The sequence below is a fragment of the Acidovorax sp. FG42 genome, assembly GCF_057809195.1.
Genome location: NZ_JBMDJM010000011.1, coordinates 79,533 through 95,781, shown reverse-complemented (window position 1 = coordinate 95,781; position 16,249 = coordinate 79,533). Strand labels below are relative to the sequence as shown.

General features: G+C 67.2%; 17 protein-coding genes. 9 read left to right on the top strand and 8 right to left on the bottom strand.

Annotated elements, in window-relative coordinates:
• Window positions 1-12 precede the first annotated feature (12 nt).
• A complete protein-coding gene (locus ACODSM_RS13305; protein ID WP_488805584.1) occupies window positions 13-504 on the top strand; it encodes a GNAT family N-acetyltransferase in 492 nt (163 codons plus the stop codon).
• 13 nt (window positions 505-517) lie between these two features.
• On the opposite strand, the gene ACODSM_RS13300 is transcribed toward ACODSM_RS13305, so the two are convergent.
• The 3 genes from ACODSM_RS13300 to lplT all read right to left on the bottom strand — a co-directional run bounded on the left by ACODSM_RS13300 (window position 518) and on the right by lplT (window position 3,487).
• Window positions 518-1,006 (bottom strand): glutathione peroxidase, encoded by a 489-nt coding sequence (locus tag ACODSM_RS13300; protein ID WP_488805583.1) that lies wholly within the window; start codon window positions 1,004-1,006, stop codon window positions 518-520.
• Window positions 1,007-1,081: 75 nt separating this feature from the next.
• A complete protein-coding gene (locus ACODSM_RS13295; protein ID WP_488805582.1) occupies window positions 1,082-1,981 on the bottom strand; it encodes a DMT family transporter in 900 nt (299 codons plus the stop codon).
• A gap of 201 nt (window positions 1,982-2,182) precedes the next feature.
• The gene (gene lplT, locus ACODSM_RS13290) at window positions 2,183-3,487 is read right to left on the bottom strand and encodes a lysophospholipid transporter LplT (protein WP_488805581.1); all 1,305 of its coding nucleotides are present in this window, start codon (window positions 3,485-3,487) and stop codon (window positions 2,183-2,185) included.
• A gap of 156 nt (window positions 3,488-3,643) precedes the next feature.
• Between lplT and alr the strand changes: the two genes are divergently transcribed.
• Complete coding sequence (gene alr, locus ACODSM_RS13285; RefSeq protein ID WP_488805580.1) at window positions 3,644-4,759, top strand: alanine racemase; 1,116 nt, start codon at window positions 3,644-3,646, stop codon at window positions 4,757-4,759.
• A gap of 136 nt (window positions 4,760-4,895) precedes the next feature.
• Window positions 4,896-5,762 carry a hypothetical protein gene (locus ACODSM_RS13280; protein WP_488805579.1) on the top strand — a complete coding sequence of 289 codons (867 nt, stop codon included), beginning with the start codon at window positions 4,896-4,898 and terminating at the stop codon, window positions 5,760-5,762.
• Between the two features lie 94 nt (window positions 5,763-5,856).
• Here ACODSM_RS13280 and ACODSM_RS13275 read toward each other — a convergent pair whose 3' ends face one another.
• Window positions 5,857-6,348 (bottom strand): MarR family winged helix-turn-helix transcriptional regulator, encoded by a 492-nt coding sequence (locus ACODSM_RS13275; protein WP_488805578.1) that lies wholly within the window; start codon window positions 6,346-6,348, stop codon window positions 5,857-5,859.
• Between the two features lie 71 nt (window positions 6,349-6,419).
• On the opposite strand from ACODSM_RS13275, the gene ACODSM_RS13270 reads away from it, so the two are divergent.
• Window positions 6,420-7,232, top strand: coding sequence for a siderophore-interacting protein (locus ACODSM_RS13270; protein ID WP_488805577.1), 813 nt, complete (start codon window positions 6,420-6,422; stop codon window positions 7,230-7,232).
• Here the strand turns inward: ACODSM_RS13270 and ACODSM_RS13265 are convergent.
• Entirely contained in the window at window positions 7,216-8,103 is an 888-nt protein-coding gene (locus tag ACODSM_RS13265) for a LysR family transcriptional regulator ArgP (RefSeq protein ID WP_015012114.1), read from the bottom strand. The two genes, ACODSM_RS13270 and ACODSM_RS13265, sit on opposite strands and share 17 nt — an antisense overlap.
• 77 nt (window positions 8,104-8,180) lie before the next feature.
• Between ACODSM_RS13265 and ACODSM_RS13260 the strand changes: the two genes are divergently transcribed.
• Together ACODSM_RS13260 and ACODSM_RS13255 are read left to right on the top strand one after the other, a co-directional pair.
• Complete coding sequence (locus ACODSM_RS13260; RefSeq protein ID WP_488805576.1) at window positions 8,181-8,789, top strand: LysE/ArgO family amino acid transporter; 609 nt, start codon at window positions 8,181-8,183, stop codon at window positions 8,787-8,789.
• An 88-nt stretch (window positions 8,790-8,877) separates the two neighbouring features.
• The gene (locus tag ACODSM_RS13255; RefSeq protein WP_488805575.1) at window positions 8,878-10,458 is read left to right on the top strand and encodes an ABC transporter substrate-binding protein; all 1,581 of its coding nucleotides are present in this window, start codon (window positions 8,878-8,880) and stop codon (window positions 10,456-10,458) included.
• A 77-nt stretch (window positions 10,459-10,535) separates the two neighbouring features.
• On the opposite strand, the gene ACODSM_RS13250 is transcribed toward ACODSM_RS13255, so the two are convergent.
• From ACODSM_RS13250 to hpaI, 3 genes are all read right to left on the bottom strand, one after another.
• Window positions 10,536-11,159: a glutathione S-transferase family protein gene (locus ACODSM_RS13250; protein ID WP_476016398.1), complete on the bottom strand. Its 624-nt coding sequence runs from the start codon at window positions 11,157-11,159 to the stop codon at window positions 10,536-10,538.
• Window positions 11,160-11,350: 191 nt separating this feature from the next.
• The gene (locus ACODSM_RS13245) at window positions 11,351-12,328 is read right to left on the bottom strand and encodes a 2-dehydropantoate 2-reductase (protein WP_488805574.1); all 978 of its coding nucleotides are present in this window, start codon (window positions 12,326-12,328) and stop codon (window positions 11,351-11,353) included.
• 34 nt (window positions 12,329-12,362) lie between these two features.
• Entirely contained in the window at window positions 12,363-13,193 is an 831-nt protein-coding gene (hpaI, locus tag ACODSM_RS13240) for a 4-hydroxy-2-oxoheptanedioate aldolase (protein WP_488805573.1), read from the bottom strand.
• Window positions 13,194-13,307: 114 nt separating this feature from the next.
• On the opposite strand from hpaI, the gene radA reads away from it, so the two are divergent.
• The 3 genes from radA (at window position 13,308) to ACODSM_RS13225 (ending at window position 16,230) form a co-directional block, all read left to right on the top strand.
• A complete protein-coding gene (radA, locus tag ACODSM_RS13235; RefSeq protein WP_015012120.1) occupies window positions 13,308-14,687 on the top strand; it encodes a DNA repair protein RadA in 1,380 nt (459 codons plus the stop codon).
• A 58-nt stretch (window positions 14,688-14,745) separates the two neighbouring features.
• A complete protein-coding gene (locus ACODSM_RS13230; protein ID WP_015012121.1) occupies window positions 14,746-15,165 on the top strand; it encodes a hypothetical protein in 420 nt (139 codons plus the stop codon).
• A gap of 114 nt (window positions 15,166-15,279) precedes the next feature.
• On the top strand, window positions 15,280-16,230 hold the full coding sequence (locus ACODSM_RS13225; protein WP_295942608.1) for a branched-chain amino acid transaminase: 951 nt from the start codon (window positions 15,280-15,282) through the stop codon (window positions 16,228-16,230).
• Window positions 16,231-16,249 lie beyond the last annotated feature (19 nt).

The following is a 16,249-nucleotide window of genomic DNA, read 5'->3' as shown; positions in this document are numbered from 1 at the left end:
CACAATCCTGGCATGCCCGTTCGCGCCCCGGTATCCCTGTTGCCGCTTCTGCGGCCCGCCACCGACGCGGACTGCACGCCCCTGGCCCGCGTCTGGCGCCGGGCCTGGTGCTCCGCCAATCCTTCCGTGGCGTTGGTGGCCCCGCTCGCCCATTGGGAGGCGCGGGTCCGCGCGGAGTTCGGCCCGCCGTGTGTAACGCTGGTGCGTGCCGAAGGCCCCGAGGTCACGGCGTTCCTGGTGCTGGACCCTGCCCAGGCCCATGTGCACCAGCTGTTTGTGGACCCCGACTGGCAGGGCCAGGGCGTGGGGGCCGAACTGCTGCAACAGGCGCATCGCCTGTGCCCGGGTGGCTGGACCTTGCATGTGGCAACCGCCAACAGCGGTGCGAGGCGCTTTTATGCCCGCCACGGCCTGGTGGAAGGGCTGGTGGACGCCCATCCGGTGACGGGCCGAGAGCGGGTGTCCTGCCGGTGGCTGCCTACCCTGGCGGCTGCCGCAGACTGAACAGGTCAGTGATTCAGGCGGCCAACGCCGCCTCAATATCCCCCGCCAGCTTCTTCGGCGTATCCTGCGGCGCATAGCGGCGGATCACCTGGCCGTCCTTGCCGACCAGGAACTTGGTGAAGTTCCACTTGATGGCCTTGCTGCCCAGCAGGCCCGGGGCTTCGGCGGTGAGCCACTGGTACAGGGGCGAGGCGTTGGCGCCGTTCACGTCGATCTTGGCCATCATCGGAAAGCTCACGCCGTAGTTGAGCTGGCAGAAGCTGGCGATCTCGTCGTTGCTGCCGGGGTCCTGGGCGCCGAACTGGTTGCAGGGGAAGCCCAGCACGACGAGGCCTTTGTCTGCGTATTCCTTGTGCAGTTCTTCCAGCCCGCCGAACTGGGGCGTGAAGCCGCAGGCGCTGGCGGTGTTCACGATGAGCAATACCTTGCCGCGGTATTGCGACAGGGGCACGGCCTGGCCGTTCATCTGCAGGGCTTCAAAGTCGTAGATGCTGGTGGACATGCGGGTTCTCCGGGTGGGGATGACGGGCCATCGTAGCCCCAGCTGCAGAGGCCTGTACGCAGCCGGGTCAATCCATCAATGAGGGCCCGCAGCGCCCGGTCGGCGGAACTGCAGCGCGGCCAGCAGCGATGCCAGCAGGATCAGCGCCCCGCCCAGCACGGTGCGCGTGTTCAGCGTGGCCGCGCCCAGCAGGGCCGACGACACGCTGGCAAACATCACCTCCGACAGCATCACCAGCGCCGTGGTGCCCGCCGCAAGGCGGGCGGCGCCAAATTGCAGCGCCCAATTGCCCAGCATCAGCACCCCGGCCAGCAGCAGGCCGGTGACGACCCAGGTGCTGTTGACGGTGGGGAAGGGTTCCACCACGCCCACTTGCAGGCCAATGCTGGCTACGGCCAGCGCCATGAGCATGCAGCCGCCAAACATCGAGAACATGCGCGCGGGCCCCGGCACGGTGTGCAGGCGGCGCAGCGTGACGTTGGTGAGCGCGAACATGAAGCCGCCCAACAGCGCCAGAGCGTCGGCCAGCGACAGGTTCTGCAGCAGGCGCGATGCAGGCGCGCCCTCGGGCAGCAGCACCAGCACCACGCCGCAGAAAGCCAGCGCCAGGCGCAGCAGCGCCGCAGGGGTTGGGCGCTCGCCCAGCACCTTCCAGGCCAGCAGCACGGCCCAGGCGGGCATCAGATAGAACAGCAGGATCACGCGCACCACGTCGCCAATGGTCACGGCCCAGTTGAAGGCCACGTTGTTCAGGCCCGAGGCCAGCGCCAGCAGCCACAGCTGCGGATGCGCGCGCACCTGCTGCAAGATGCCGGGGCGCCAGGCCAGCAGCGCCAGCAGCACCACCGCATACATGCAGGCCGTGGCCCACAAGGGGTGCAGCCCCGCCTGGTGCATGTGCTGGAACGGCCACCACGCCAGCCCCCAGACAAAGGCGTTGAACAGCAGGGCGGCGAAGGGCAGTGGAGAGTGCATTGAAGGCAAAAACAGGCGGTAGCGCTAGTTGAATATGCGCTGATAGCTATAAATTATGTAGCAATTGGCGCCATGGCATAGCACTCAAAACCGGGGCGGCTCCTCGCCAGTGCACCCGTGGAACTGGCTCTGCCAGGCCACTGGGTGCGTCCCCCTCGGGGGAAGCGGCGAAGCCGCACAGGGGGGCTTCGCAATCAGGAGTCAATGGTGCGTATCGTGCCGCGCGATGTCCAGCAGGTGGTTCACTTCGTCGCGGTGGTTCACGCAGTTGCGCTGGTGCCAGCGGCGGATGATCCACATGATGCCCGCCACCACCAGCCCGAAGGTGGTGATGGCGCCAAACACCGACAGGCCCAGTTTGAGCGACAGGCTGTAGAACGCCCCCAGCCCCAGGATGCAGGCCTGCTCGTTGAAGTTCTGCACGGCAATCGACCGGCCCGCGCCCATCAGGTTGTGGCCCCGGTGCTGCAGCAGTGCGTTCATGGGCACCACCAGGTAGCCGCCCAGGCCGCCCAGCACGATGAGGAAGGGGATGGCCAGCCAGATGTTGCTGATGAACACCATCAGGATCAGCAGCAGCCCCATCGCAATGCCCAGCGGGATCACGCGGGTGGCCATGTCCAGGCGCATGCGCATCGAGGCCACCACGGCACCCACGGCGGTGCCGATGGCCACCACACCCGTGAGGGCCGAGGCCTGCGTGGTGTTGTAGCCCAGGGCCACGGCGGCCCAGGCCAGCACGATGAACTTGAGGTTGCCACCGGCGCCCCAGAACAGGGTGGTGGTGGCCAGCGAGATCTGGCCCAGCTTGTCGCGCCACAAGCGGCTGTTGCAGGCCCAGAAGTCGGGCAGCAGGTTGAGGGTGTTGGCCAGCACGCTGCGCGAGGGGTCGGCGCGCAGGGGGCGCATCTCGACGCCCGTGTGCGGGATGCGGGTGTTGAACCATGCGGCCAGCGCGTACACGGCGATCAGCGCGGCAATGGCGGCCTCGGCGGGCGTGTCCACACCGGTGTCGATCAGCGGAAAGTCAAAGCCCAGCAGCATGCCCGACAACTGCTGCCCCACCAGCTGGCCGCCAAACAGCACGCCCAGGATGATCGATGCAATCGTCAGGCCCTCGATCCAGCCGTTGGCCTTAACGAGTTGCGACGCGGGCAGCAGCTCGGTCAGGATGCCGTATTTGGCGGGCGAGTAGGCCGCAGCCCCCAGGCCGACGACGGCGTAGGCGATCAGCGGGTGGGAGCCAAACAGCATCATCAGGCAGCCCGCCACCTTGATGGCGTTGCTGACAAACATGACCTTGCCCTTGGGCAGCGCATCGGCAAAGGCGCCGACGAAGGGGGCCAGCACCACATAGAACAATGCGAACATGGGCACCAGGGCCGCGCGCTGCCACTCGGGGGCGCCTCCGGTGCGCAGGAGTTCCACAGCGGCTACGAAGAGTGCGTTGTCGGCCAGCGAGCTGAAAAACTGCGCCGACATGATGGTGTAAAAACCGCGCTTCATCGAATAGCTGGTGAGAGCATCAGTTGGGCTGATGCCCTGGTAAATGTGAGGAATCGTAGCGAGGGACAGGCGGTTATATCACGCGGATAAACGGCCACAGTGCCAGAATCCGGCGCTGGTCCCCCGGTAAATCCCTCGCTTCATCAGGTCTGTCCCATGCCCCGTCCCATTGCTGCCACCATCCACACCACGGCCCTGCACCACAACCTCGAGCGCGTGCGCCGGTCGGTGCCCGACGCCAAGGTCTGGGCGGTGGTCAAGGCCAATGCCTACGGCCATGGCATCGAGCGGGTGTACGAAGGCCTGCGCGGCGCCGACGGCTTTGCGCTGCTGGACCTGGCCGAGGCCGAGCGCGTGCGCCACCTGGGCTGGCGCGGGCCCATCCTGCTGCTCGAAGGCGTGTTCGAGCCGCGCGACCTGGAACTGTGCTCGCGCCTGGGGCTGTGGCATGCCGTGCATTGCGACGAGCAGATCGACATGCTGGCCGCCCACAAGACGCAGGTGCCGCACCGGGTGTTCCTCAAGATGAACTCGGGCATGAACCGCCTGGGCTTCACGCCCGAGCGCTACCGCGCCGCGTGGGCCCGGCTCAACGCGCTGCCGCAGGTGGACGAGATTTCGTTCATGACCCACTTCAGCGACGCCGACGGCCCGCGTGGCATTGCGCACCAGATGGCGGCCTTCAACGCCGCGGCGCAGGACCTGCCCGGCGAGCGCAGCCTGAGTAACAGCGCCGCGACGCTGCGCCACGCGCAGGATGCGGGCGTGCGTGCCGACTGGGTGCGCGCGGGCATCGTGGTGTATGGCAGCGCGCCGGACTTCCCCGAGCACAACGCCAGCCACTGGGGGTTGCAACCCACCATGACGCTGTCCACCCGCCTCATCGCCACGCAGCAGCTGCAGGCGGGCGACACCGTGGGCTATGGCTCGCGCTTCACGGCCGACGGCCCGCTCACCATCGGCATCGCCGCCTGTGGCTACGCGGACGGCTACCCGCGCCACTGCGACACCGGCACGCCGGTGCTGGTGAACGGCGTGCGCACGCGCCTGGTGGGGCGGGTGAGCATGGACATGGTGACCGTGGACCTCACGCCCCTGCAGCAAGCGGGTGTGGAAGCAGGCTTTGGCAGCGAGGTCACGCTGTGGGGCCGCGCCAGCAATGGCGTGGTGTTGTCCATCGACGAGGTGGCGCAGGCGGCGGGCACCGTGGGCTATGAGCTGATGTGTGCCCTGGCGCAGCGCGTTCCGGTGGCGGTGGACGGCGGGGCCTGACGTCCACCTTCTCTCTATCTCTACCCTGCGGTTCGGGTAACAGTTCACGCAGTGGGTATCGGCTGCGCGCGGAGCGGCCGCAAACTGGTGTGAAATGGCGCCGTCTGTTTGCCACCGCGCGCAGCGCGATCCTTCCATGGCCACACCCCGCAGCAACCCCTCAGCTTCCAAGAAGAAAAGCAGCTCCACGTGGCGCTCAGTGCGCATGCCGCACCACGGCGCGGTGGCGCGCACCCTGCAGCAGCGCTACAGCCTGCGCTGGCATGGGTTGCTGATCGGCAGCTTCACGCTGCTGCTGATGTGGGCCACCTCGCACCTGCAGATGGTGCTGGGCGTGGATTCGCTGGCGCTGCGGTACTTGATCACGCTGTCGGTGGGCTACATCGGCTATCTGCTGGTGCTGCGCGCGTGGGCAGCGCGGCTGGTGCGACGGGATGGGCCGTCGGGCGATGGCAGTGTGGACCTGCCCGACATCTCCTGGCCCAGTGGCAACGGTCCCTCGGGGGGCGGCCAGGTGCCTGTGCCGCGCACCGGCGGGGGCGACTTTGGCGGCGGTGGCGCATCGGGGGACTTTGGGGGCGGGTGGACGCAAGGCCTGTCCAGCGGGGGCTCCAGCAGCGACTCCAGCGTGCTGGGCGACATTGCCGGGGGCGCGGCCGATGCACTGGGCAGCGCCGATGAGGGCGCGGTGGTGGTCGTGCCCGTGGTGGCCATCTTTCTCATTGGCGCGGCGCTCATTCTGGGCGCGGGCTCGCTTGCCATGCTGTTCTTTGGCTGGGATGTGCTGCTCACGGTGGCGGTGGAGATCGCCTTCTCGGTGGCCACGGCCCGCGCCGCCGTGGGGGTGGAGCGCGAGGGCTGGCTCAGCGCCGCCGTGCGGCTGACCTGGAAGCCCCTGCTGGGCGCGCTGGTCTGCGCCGTGCTGCTGGGCGCCACCATCGACCACTTCCTGCCCCATGTGCATTCGCTGCCCGAGGCGTTGCGGGTGATCCAGGGGCGGTGATTTGCTCTCTATTTGATAGCTGCTAGGGCATATTGCACTAGCGCTTGGGGCAAAAATCCCTTGAAAAAGCGTCGGAAGCGCCTCCGAGGGGCCCCTACCGGGAGGACCGGCCCTTGCCGTGGCCGCAGTCCTCGCCAGTCTCCAGGGGCGGCAGCGCGTCCAGGTTGGTCCGCACCCGCGCCAGCAGGGCCAGCAACTGCGCCTGGGTGTCGTCGTCGCAGCCCGCCAGCACCTGGGCCGACAGGGTTTGCCGCGCGGCCTGCAGGGCCTGGTACAGCGCCTGGCCCTCGGCGCTCAACGTGAGGCACAGGCTGCGCCGGTCCTCGACGTGTGGCTGGCGCTCCAGCCAGCCCTTGTCCTGCAACAGGCCCAGCATGCGTGCCACCTGGGCCTTGTCGGCGCCGCTGTGGCGCACCAGCTCTTTCTGCGTGGCGCCGGGGTGGCGGCCAATGAAGTTCAGCGCGCGCACCTCGTTGAAGGTCAGGTCCGGGTGCACGGAGGTCATGGCGCGCACCATGCGCGCCCGGTAGGCGTGCATCAGGTCGTGCAGAGCTTCAAACACATCGGGGCGGGCGCGTGGGGGCATGGCGTGGCTATCGGTTGACAAAGTCAACTGAATGGCGGATGATTTGGTTGATTAAATCAACATTTTACGCCATGAACGCACCTCTGCCCCTGGCCGCCACGGCCCCCTCCCTCGCCATCGAGCGCATTCGCCACCCTTTGCAGGGCCGCCACCTCCAGGTGGTGCGCCGCACCCAGGTCAGCCCTGGCTTTGTACGGCTGACCCTGGCCGGCCCCGAACTGGCAGGGTTTGCGAGCGCCGGGTTTGACGACCACCTCAAGCTCATCCTTCCTGCGCCCGGGCAGGACCGCCCCACCTTGCCCACGCTGCAGGACGGCCGCCCCGTGTTCGACGGCCCCCGCCCCGTGCTGCGTGACTACACCCCCGCGCGTTTTGACGCCGCTGCGGGCGAGCTGGACATTGAAGTCGCCCTGCACGACGCGGGCCCCGCCACCGACTGGGCCGCCAGCGCCGCCGTCGGCCAGTGGGTGGGGATTGCCGGGCCGCGCGGCAGCATGGTGGTGCCCATGGGCTTTGACTGGCACTGGCTGCTGGGCGACGAAACCGCGCTGCCCGCCATCGCCCGCCGCCTTGCCGAGCTGCCCGCCAGCGCGGTGGCCACGGTGCGCATCCAGCTGAACAACCCGGCCGACCAGCGGGTGTTGGCGAGTGCGGCGCAGGTGGACCTGCAGTGGGTGAACGCATTGCCTGCTGCCGTCGAAGCCCTGGCGCTGCCACCCGGCGCGGGCTTTGTCTGGGCTGCGGGCGAACACAGCGACATGGCCGCCGTGCGCCGCGCCGTGCTCGCCAAGCCGGGCGTGGACCCGAAACGCATGCGCATCTCTGCCTACTGGAAGCGTGGCGCGGCGGACCACCACGAGGACCTGGTCAGCGCAGCAGGGTAAGCGCCGCCGCCCGCTGTACCGCCTGTGTGACGTGCTGCAGCGCCTGCACATTCAGGCGCCAGCACTGCCAGTACAGCGGTACATCCACGGGCTTGTTCGCAATCAGCTCGACCAGGGCGCCGCTCTTCAGGTCGTCCTCCACCAGCGGGTCGGGCGTCATGCCCCAGCCCAGGCTGGCGCGGGTGGCTTTGACGAAGGCGTGGGCCTCGGGCAGCCAGTGCACGGGTGGTGCGAGCTTGCGGCGCGTGATGCGGCCCACAAAACGCGCCTGCAGCGCATCCTTGCGGTTGAACACCAGCATGGGCGCTTGCGCCAGCGTGGTGGCGTTCACCCCTTGGGCAAAGTGGCGCTCCATGAACGCAGGGCTTGCGAGCGCGCGGTAGCGCAGCGTGCCCAGCGGCAGCACCTGGCAGCCCTGCACGGGCTGCGGGTCGGCCGTCACGGCGGCCATCACGCGGCCCTCGCGCAGCAGGTTGGCCGAATGGTCCTGGTCTTCCACATGGATGTCGAAGGTGATGGCCTGCCCCTCGGCCGCCTGCGCCATGGCGTGGGGGAACCAGGTGGCCAGCGAGTCGGCATTCACGCCAATCGCCAGCCGCGTGGTGCTGTGCTGCCCGCCGCCAATGGTGGCCAGCGCATCGGCCTCGCTCAGCGCCACCTCGCGCGCATGGCGGTACAGCGCCTGGCCCGCCTCGGTGGGCGTGCAGGGGGTGGCGCGGCGCACCAGCACCTGGCCCACGCGCTCTTCCAGCAGCTTGATGCGCTGCGACACCGCCGAGCGCGTGACATGCAGCACCGCCGCCGCGCGCTCGAAGCTGCCCTCATCGATCACCGTGGCAAACGCGTTGAGCTGGGCGGAGTCGAGTTGCATGGATGGTTAGCTATTCTGACGGATCGTTAAAAAGTATAGCTGGCGTCAACGCAGGCCCTTGGCCAGAATCTGTGCCCATGGTCTCCACTGCCTTCGCTCACGGTTTCACATCCACCGCCATGCTCATCATGGCCATTGGCGCGCAAAACGCGTTTGTGCTGCGCCAGGGCCTGCGGCGCGAGCATGTGATGCCCGTGGTGCTGGTGTGCGCGTTGTCGGACGCGGTGCTGCTGCAGGTGGGCGTGTGGGGCATGGGCGGCGTGTTGCTGGCCCGGCCCGAATGGGCGCAGCTTATGCGCTGGGCGGGCGCGTTGTTTTTGCTGGTCTACGCCGCACAGACCGCCGCGCGCGCCTTGCGCCCCGGCCAGTTGCTGGTGGCCACCAGCGGCCCCGGCACCAGCCTGCGCACCACGCTGGCCACGGTGGTGGCGCTCACCTGGCTCAACCCGCATGTCTACCTGGACACCGTGGTGCTGCTGGGCACCATGGCCACGCCGTACCCGGCCTGGGGGCGTGCACTGTTTGCGGCGGGTGGCTCGCTGGCCAGCGCGCTGTGGTTCTTGTTGATCGGCCTGGGCGCCCGCTGGCTGGCGCCATTGTTTGCCACCCCGGCGGCGTGGCGGGTGCTGGACGGGGTGACGGCCACCACCATGCTGGCGCTGGCAGGGGTGATGGCTCTAAGCTAAGAAGAATAAGTTCGTTTTCTAAAAGCGCCGCTTGGGGGATAGTCTGGCCATTCAGCATTTTTTGGCGTTTTTGCCTATCCTCCCGCCCATGCGCTTCAAACACCTTCTCCTGGCCGCCGCCGTTGTTGCGGCCCTGCCCCTGGCCGCACAGTCCGCCACCTTCCGCTGGTCCCGCTCGGTGGACATTTCCACCTGGGACATCCACACCCAGAACGTGGGCGTGAACAACACCATGCACGGCGCGGTGTACGACACGCTGGTGGAATACAACAGCAAGACCTTCAAGCCCGAGCCGTCGCTGGCCACCGAGTGGAAGCTCATCAAGCCCACGCAGCTGCGCCTGACCTTGCGCAAGGGCGTGAAGTTCAGCGACGGTAGCGAGTTCACCGCCGACGACGCCAAGTTCTCGCTGGAGCGGGCCAAGGCCAAAAGCTCCAACTTCGCGGTCTACACCCAGGGCATCGACCGTGTGGAAAAGGTCGATGCCTACACCATCGACATCCACTCCGACCTGCCCAACCCCGTGCTGGTGAACCAGCTCACCGAGCTGCGCATCATGAGCAAGGCCTGGGCCGAAAAGAACAAGTCGGTCGAGCCCAAGGACATCAAGACCAAGGACGAGAACTTTGCCCACCGCAACGCGCTGGGCACCGGCCCCTACCAGCTCAAGCAGTGGACGCCCGACCAGCGCGTGGTGCTGGAGCCCAACCCGCACTGGTGGGGCAAGGGCAAGTACCCCACCAACCTGACCGAGATCATCTACACCCCCATCAAGGCCGACGCCACGCGCACAGCGGCGCTGCTGTCGGGTGAGGTGGACTTTGTGATCGACCCCAGCCTGCAAGACCTGGCGCGCATCAAGCAGACGCCCAACCTGCAGGTGCTGGAGGGGCCGGAGTACCGCACCATCTTCCTGGGCCTGGATCAGTTCCGCGACGAGCTGCCCGGCTCGGACGTGAAGGGCAAGAACCCGCTGAAGGACCTGCGCGTGCGCAAGGCGCTGTACCAGGCCATCGACATCCAGTCCATCCAGCGCGTGGTGCTGCGTGGCCTGGCCCAGCCCACCGGCACGCTGATCGCGAACCAGGTCAACGGCTGGACCAAGAAGGCCGACGTGCGCTACCCCTACGACCCCAAGGCAGCGCAGAAACTGCTGGCCGATGCGGGCTACCCCAACGGGTTTGAGGTGGACTTTGCGTGCAGCGCGGGCCGCTACATCAACGACGAGCAGCTGTGCCAGGCCATCACCTCACACTGGGCCAAGGTGGGCGTGAAGGCCAAGCTGCGCTCGCTGCCATTTGCGACCTACTTCCCCATGATTCAGCGCAACGAGGCCAGCATCTACCTGCTGGGCTGGGGCGTGCCCACGTTTGACGCGTTCTACAGCCTGCAGTCGCTGGTGCGCTCGCCCGGTGCGGGCGGCGATGGCAACTTCAACCTGGGCCGCTTCTCTGACCCGCAGATGGACGCGCTGATCGAGCGTGTGAAGAAGGAGACGGACACTGCGACGCGCAACGGCCTGATCGAGCAGGCGTTGATCAAGGAGCATGAGCTGGTGTCGCACATCCCGCTGTACAACCAGGTGATTCCGTGGGCGGGTACCAAGAAGGTGGAGATCATCCATCGCGCGGACAACCGCATCGACTGGCGGTATTTGAAGGTGAACTGATCCCCGTCGCAAACAAAAAGCCCCGGTGCTTCTGACCCGAAGCACCGGGGCTTTTTTGCGCCTGCTGAAGGGGCGTATCAGGCCATTGCGCGCTGCACCGCCGGGCGCTGCAGCATGCGCTGCGTGTGTGCAAACACCTTCGGAAACTGGGTTATGTCCACACCGTCGCTGTGCAGCCAAGTGCCAATGGTGAACAGGTAGCCGTCGGCCACCGTGTATTGCTCGCCCATCACCCACGGACCCTGGTCCGCGTTCGGCAGGTAGTGGCTTTCGATGAGGTTGAAACAGTCGGTCATGTTCTGCGGCACCTTGCGCTGCATCGCGGCCTGGGCCTCGGGCTCGTCGGCCCAGCGGCTGGCGCGGGGGCGGTGGGCGTGGGCAATGTGCACGGTGGACGCGAGGTAGCTGTGGAACTCCTGCAGACGCGCAAAGCCGTAGGCGTCGGCGGGCGCCAGGCGCGCTGCGGGAAAGCTCTGCGCCACATAGGCCAGCAATGCAGGGGTCTCCGTCAGCGTGCCTTGCGGCGTGGCCAGTGCGGGCACGCGGCCCTTGGGGTTCACCGCCAGGTATTCGGGTGTGCGTTGCTGGCCGGCCGCGAAGTCCACGCGCACCAGGTCGTAGGGGGCGCCCGCTTCTTCCAGAGCGATGCGAACGGCCTGCGCGCAGGTGCCGGGGGTGTAGTACAGCGTGAGTTGGGTCATGGTTAATATGCTATTAATTGAATAGCTGCCTGCGCATATTCCATTAGCGCCTGCAGCCGATATTGCTTGAGATGACTCAGAGCGGCTAACAAAACTCAGCGAAGCGGTTCTGGCTAGGCGCTGTGTCGCAGGCAGTACGAGCAGTACGACAAGACACAGCAACGACGCCAGAAGAGTTTTGTTAGCCGCTCTCAGTACAGGCCGCGTGTGCGCGCCATCAGCCGCACCAGGCCCAGCAAGGCGTCGGTGTGGGGCGTGGGCGTGTGGGTGATCTGCCCCAGCTCGCGCACGGCGCCCACCAGGGCGTCGATCTCCAGGGGCTTGTTCGCTTCCACGTCCTGCAGCATCGAGGTCTTGAACGCGCCCAGCTTGCGCGTGACGGCGTGGCGGTCTTCGGGCTGCTGGTCGATCGGCAGGCCCAGCTTTTCGCCAATGGCCTTGGCTTCCAGCATCACGGCGCTCACAAAGCCGCGCACCAGGTCGTCGTCCAGGATGCGGTCGGTGGTGGCACCCGTCAGGGCACTGATGGGGTTGACCGTGAGGTTGCCCCACAGCTTGAACCAGATGTCTTTCTGGATGGTGGTGCTCACCTCCACATCGATGCCGCCGTGCTGCAGCGCGTCGGCCAGGGCATGCAGGCGCTCGCCGCGGCTGCCGTCGGGCTCGCCCACGATGAGACGGTTGCCGAAATGTTGTTTGACGAAGCCCGGCGCCTCCAGCGAACAGCTGGTGTGCACCACGCTGCCCAGCACATGGCTCGTCGGGATAGCGCTGGCGATCACGCCGCCCGCGTCCACGGATTCAAGGGCACGCCCCTGCGCCGCGCCGCCAAAGCCGTCAAGGAACCACCACGGCACACCGTTCATGGCAGTAAGCACGATGGTGTCGGGCCCGATCAGCGGGGCCATGGCACGCGCCACGTCAGGCAGGCCCGGCGCCTTGACGGCGACAACCACCAGGTCTTGCACGCCCAGGGCTGCAGGGTCGTTGTGGGCCGTGACGGCCACCTGCGCCAGCGTGCCGTCGGGGCGGCGCAGGCGCAAGCCATCGGCCTGCAGTGCGCGCAGCGTGTCGCCCCGCGCCACCATGCTGAGGGTGTGGCCCGCCTGCGCCAGGGCCACGCCCAGCCACCCGCCGATGGCGCCCGCGCCGTAAATACATGCTTTCATGGATGTCTGTCCTTGGGTCTGGAAGAAGAAAAGTTCAGTAGCCTGCGGGCCGGTTGGGGGCGGCGTCGGCCGCGCTGCGGTAGCGGGCCAGCAGCTCCTGCGCAGCGCTCACCAGCAGCATGGTGTCCACGCCCACGGCCACAAACAGCGCTCCAGCCGCCAGCCATTGGCGCGCCTGCGATTCGGTGGTGGCCAGGATGCCCGGCGCCTTGCCCGCGCGCAGGATGCGCGCGATGCCGTCGTGGATGGCGGCCTGCACATCCGGGTGCCCTGGGTTGCCGGGGTGGCCCATCGAGGCCGACAGGTCGGCCGGGCCGATGAACACGCCGTCCACACCGGGCGTGGCGGCAATCGCATCGAGGTTGGCCATGGCCTCCACCGTCTCGGCCTGCACCAGCAGGCAGATCTGCTGGTTGGCCTCGTGCACGTACTGCGGGTAGGCCTGCCAGCGCGACGAGCGCGCCAGCGCACTGCCCATGCCGCGCACGCCTTCGGGCGCGTAGCGTGTGGCGCGCACCAGTTGCTGGGCCTGCTCGGGCGTATCGACCATGGGCACCAGGAGGGTCTGTGCGCCGATGTCCAGGTACTGCTTGATCAGTGCCGTGTCGCCCACCGGCACCCGGGCGATGGGGTGGGGCGCCTGCATTCCGGGGGGCAGGGCGCTGGTGGCGCTGGCGATGGCCTGCAGCTGGTGCAGGATGGAGCGCAGGTCGTTGGGCGCGTGCTCGCCATCGACCAGCAGCCAGTCGTAGCCGGTGCCCGCGAGGATTTCGGCGCTGTAGCCGTTGGCCAGTCCGAGCCAGAGGCCGATTTGCGCCTGGCCCTGGGCCATGGCCTGTTTGAAGCGGTTGGTGGGTGTCTGCAATGTCAACTCCGTGCGGTGCCAAGCCCGCCATCGTACGGGCTGTTGTCTTTGTGTGCGGGGCGGGTCGCTATAGTCGGCTGCCCCTGCTTTTGCGTTCGCCCACCGACACCTGCCATGGCCAAAGAAAAAACCACGTTCACCTGTACCGAATGCGGCGGCACCAGCCCGCGCTGGCTGGGCAAATGCCCGTCCTGCGGCGCCTGGAACACGCTGATCGAGCAGGTGGCCGAGGCCGGGCCGGGCAAGAACCGCCTGAGTGCGCCGCAAGGCTACGCGGGCCTGGCCAACGCGCAACCCGTGCTGCCGCTGGCGGCCATTGAGGCCCAGGACGTGGCCCGCACCCCCAGCGGCATCGACGAGCTGGACCGCGTGCTGGGCGGCGGCATTGTGGAGGGCGGCGTGGTGCTGATTGGCGGCGACCCGGGCATTGGCAAATCCACCCTGCTGCTGCAGGCCATGGACGCGCTGCAGCGCGCGGGCTTGCCCACGCTGTACGTGACGGGCGAGGAAAGCGGCGCGCAGGTGGCGCTTCGCTCACGCCGCCTGGGCATCGAGGGCAGTCAGGTGCAGTTGCTGGCCGAGATCCAGCTCGAAAAAATATTGGCCACGGTGGACGCCACGCAACCGGCCGTGGTCGTCATCGATTCCATCCAGACCACCTATTCCGACCAGCTCACCAGCGCACCGGGTTCGGTCGCCCAGGTGCGCGAATGCGCAGCGCACCTCACGCGCATGGCCAAGGGCACGGGCATCGCCGTGATTCTGGTGGGCCATGTGACCAAAGAGGGCGCTCTGGCCGGGCCGCGCGTGCTGGAGCACATGGTGGATACGGTGCTGTACTTCGAAGGCGATACCCACAGCCAGTTCCGCCTGGTGCGCGCCATCAAGAACCGCTTTGGCGCCGTCAACGAGATTGGCGTGTTCGCCATGACCGAAAAGGGCCTCAAGGGCGTGAGCAACCCCAGCGCCATCTTCTTGAGTCAGCACTCCGAGCCCGTGCCCGGCAGCTGCGTGATGGTGACGCTGGAGGGCACACGCCCGCTGCTGGTCGAGATCCAGGCCCTGGTGGACAGCGGCGGCCCCAGCCCCCGGCGCCTGAGTGTGGGCCTGGACAAGGACCGCCTGGCCATGCTGCTGGCCGTGCTGCACCGCCACGCGGGCGTGGCCTGCATGGACCAGGACGTGTTTGTGAACGCGGTGGGCGGTGTGCGCATCAGCGAGCCTGCGGCCGATTTGGCGGTGATGTTGTCCATCACGTCCAGCCTGCGCGGCAAGGCGCTGCCCCGGGGCTTCCTGGCGTTTGGTGAGGTAGGCCTGGCGGGCGAGGTGCGGCCTGCGCCCCGGGGGCAGGAGCGATTGAAGGAGGCTGCCAAGCTGGGCTTCAGCGTGGCCGTGGTGCCCAAGGCCAACGCGCCCAAAAAGCCCATCGAGGGCCTGACCATCCACGCTGTGGAGCGTGTGGAGGAGGCCATGGACGTGGTCCGCGGCTTGTAACCCTCTCTACGCAATGCCCACAGCGCCGCCGGTGCGCCGCCGTATGACAATCGGGCCCATGAATTTGCGCAACATCCTGGTGCCCCTGGGGGCGGTGGCCCTGATCGTTTTTGGTTTCTCGGCCTATGGCTGGGCGGGCGTAGCGGCGGTCGTGGGCGGGCTGGTCATGTGGGCGCTGCTGCACTTCACGCGGCTGGTCAATGTGATGAAGAAGGCCGCCAAGCGCCCCATCGGCTACGTAGGCAGCGCCGTGATGCTCAATGCGCGGCTGGCCGAGGGCGTGAACCTGATGCATGTGGTGGCCATGACGCAGGCGCTGGGCGAGCTGCTGTCGGCCGAAGGGGCCGACCCGGAGATCTACCGCTGGACCGACGGCACCCGTTCGCACGTGACCTGTGAATTTCGCCAGGGCAAGCTGGTGAAGTGGACGCTGGAGCGCCCACCGGCAGACGCTGACACCCCCGCCCAGGGGGCTTAGGCCTCGACCGGGTTCCGGCGGGTTTGCTGCGCTGCACGGGCGGCAGGCCGTTCCTGGCGGGCTGGGGGCCCGTAAAATCCTGCTTTTGCGACCCACAGCAACCAAAGGACACCCATGAGCCCCGTAGTTCCCTCGATGGCCGACCGTGACGGCAAGATCTGGATGGACGGCCAGATGGTCGATTGGCGCGATGCCAAGATCCATGTGCTGACCCACACCCTGCACTACGGCTGCGGCGCCTTCGAAGGCGTGCGCGCCTACAACACAGCCAACGGCACGGCGATCTTCCGCCTGGAAGAGCACACCGACCGCCTCTTCAACAGCGCCAAGATCCTGCGCATGAAGATCCCGTTCACCAAGGAAGAAGTGAACGAGGCCCAAAAGGCCGTGGTGCGCGAAAACAAGCTCGAATCCTGCTATTTGCGCCCATTGACCTGGATTGGCTCGCAAAAGCTGGGTGTCTCGCCCAAGGGCAACCAGATTCACCTGATGGTCGCCGCCTGGGCCTGGGGCGCCTATTTGGGCGAAGAAGGCCTCAAGCGCGGCATCCGCGTCAAGACCAGCAGCTACACCCGCCACCATGTCAACATCACGATGACGCAGGCCAAGGCGGTGAGCAACTACACCAACTCCATCCTGGCCAACATGGAAGCCACGGACGACGGCTACGACGAGGCCCTGCTGCTGGACAGCTCGGGCTTTGTGTCCGAAGGCGCTGGCGAAAACATCTTTGTGGTCAAGAACGGCGTGATCTACACGCCCGACCTGTCGGCCGGTGCCCTGAACGGCATCACCCGCAACACGGTGTTCCACATCGCCAAGGACCTGGGCCTGGAGATCGTGCAAAAGCGCATCACGCGCGACGAGGTGTACATCGCCGACGAGGCCTTCTTCACTGGCACGGCCGCTGAAGTCACGCCCATCCGCGAACTCGACCGGATCGAACTGGGTAAAGAGGACTATGTGGGCTCGCGCGGCCCGATCACCGAAAAAATCCAGAGCGCCTTTTTCGACATCGTGAACGGCCGCAATCCCAAATACGCCCACTGGCTGACGAAAGTGTGACAACCCCCTGAGCCGCTGC

Excerpts from the sequence above, each read along its gene's own strand:
- ACODSM_RS13230 (WP_015012121.1), top strand. The coding sequence starts at position 14,746 with ATGAATTTGCGCAACATCCTGGTGCCCCTGGGGGCGGTGGCCCTGATC.
- ACODSM_RS13245 (WP_488805574.1), bottom strand. The coding sequence starts at position 12,328 with ATGAAAGCATGTATTTACGGCGCGGGCGCCATCGGCGGGTGGCTGGGC.
- ACODSM_RS13250 (WP_476016398.1), bottom strand. The coding sequence starts at position 11,159 with ATGACCCAACTCACGCTGTACTACACCCCCGGCACCTGCGCGCAGGCC.
- ACODSM_RS13260 (WP_488805576.1), top strand. The coding sequence starts at position 8,181 with ATGGTCTCCACTGCCTTCGCTCACGGTTTCACATCCACCGCCATGCTC.
- ACODSM_RS13270 (WP_488805577.1), top strand. The coding sequence starts at position 6,420 with ATGAACGCACCTCTGCCCCTGGCCGCCACGGCCCCCTCCCTCGCCATC.
- ACODSM_RS13265 (WP_015012114.1), bottom strand. The coding sequence starts at position 8,103 with ATGCAACTCGACTCCGCCCAGCTCAACGCGTTTGCCACGGTGATCGAT.
- radA (WP_015012120.1), top strand. The coding sequence starts at position 13,308 with ATGGCCAAAGAAAAAACCACGTTCACCTGTACCGAATGCGGCGGCACC.
- ACODSM_RS13255 (WP_488805575.1), top strand. The coding sequence starts at position 8,878 with ATGCGCTTCAAACACCTTCTCCTGGCCGCCGCCGTTGTTGCGGCCCTG.
- ACODSM_RS13305 (WP_488805584.1), top strand. The coding sequence starts at position 13 with ATGCCCGTTCGCGCCCCGGTATCCCTGTTGCCGCTTCTGCGGCCCGCC.
- lplT (WP_488805581.1), bottom strand. The coding sequence starts at position 3,487 with ATGAAGCGCGGTTTTTACACCATCATGTCGGCGCAGTTTTTCAGCTCG.
- ACODSM_RS13280 (WP_488805579.1), top strand. The coding sequence starts at position 4,896 with ATGGCCACACCCCGCAGCAACCCCTCAGCTTCCAAGAAGAAAAGCAGC.
- ACODSM_RS13300 (WP_488805583.1), bottom strand. The coding sequence starts at position 1,006 with ATGTCCACCAGCATCTACGACTTTGAAGCCCTGCAGATGAACGGCCAG.
- alr (WP_488805580.1), top strand. The coding sequence starts at position 3,644 with ATGCCCCGTCCCATTGCTGCCACCATCCACACCACGGCCCTGCACCAC.
- ACODSM_RS13275 (WP_488805578.1), bottom strand. The coding sequence starts at position 6,348 with ATGCCCCCACGCGCCCGCCCCGATGTGTTTGAAGCTCTGCACGACCTG.
- ACODSM_RS13295 (WP_488805582.1), bottom strand. The coding sequence starts at position 1,981 with ATGCACTCTCCACTGCCCTTCGCCGCCCTGCTGTTCAACGCCTTTGTC.
- ACODSM_RS13225 (WP_295942608.1), top strand. The coding sequence starts at position 15,280 with ATGAGCCCCGTAGTTCCCTCGATGGCCGACCGTGACGGCAAGATCTGG.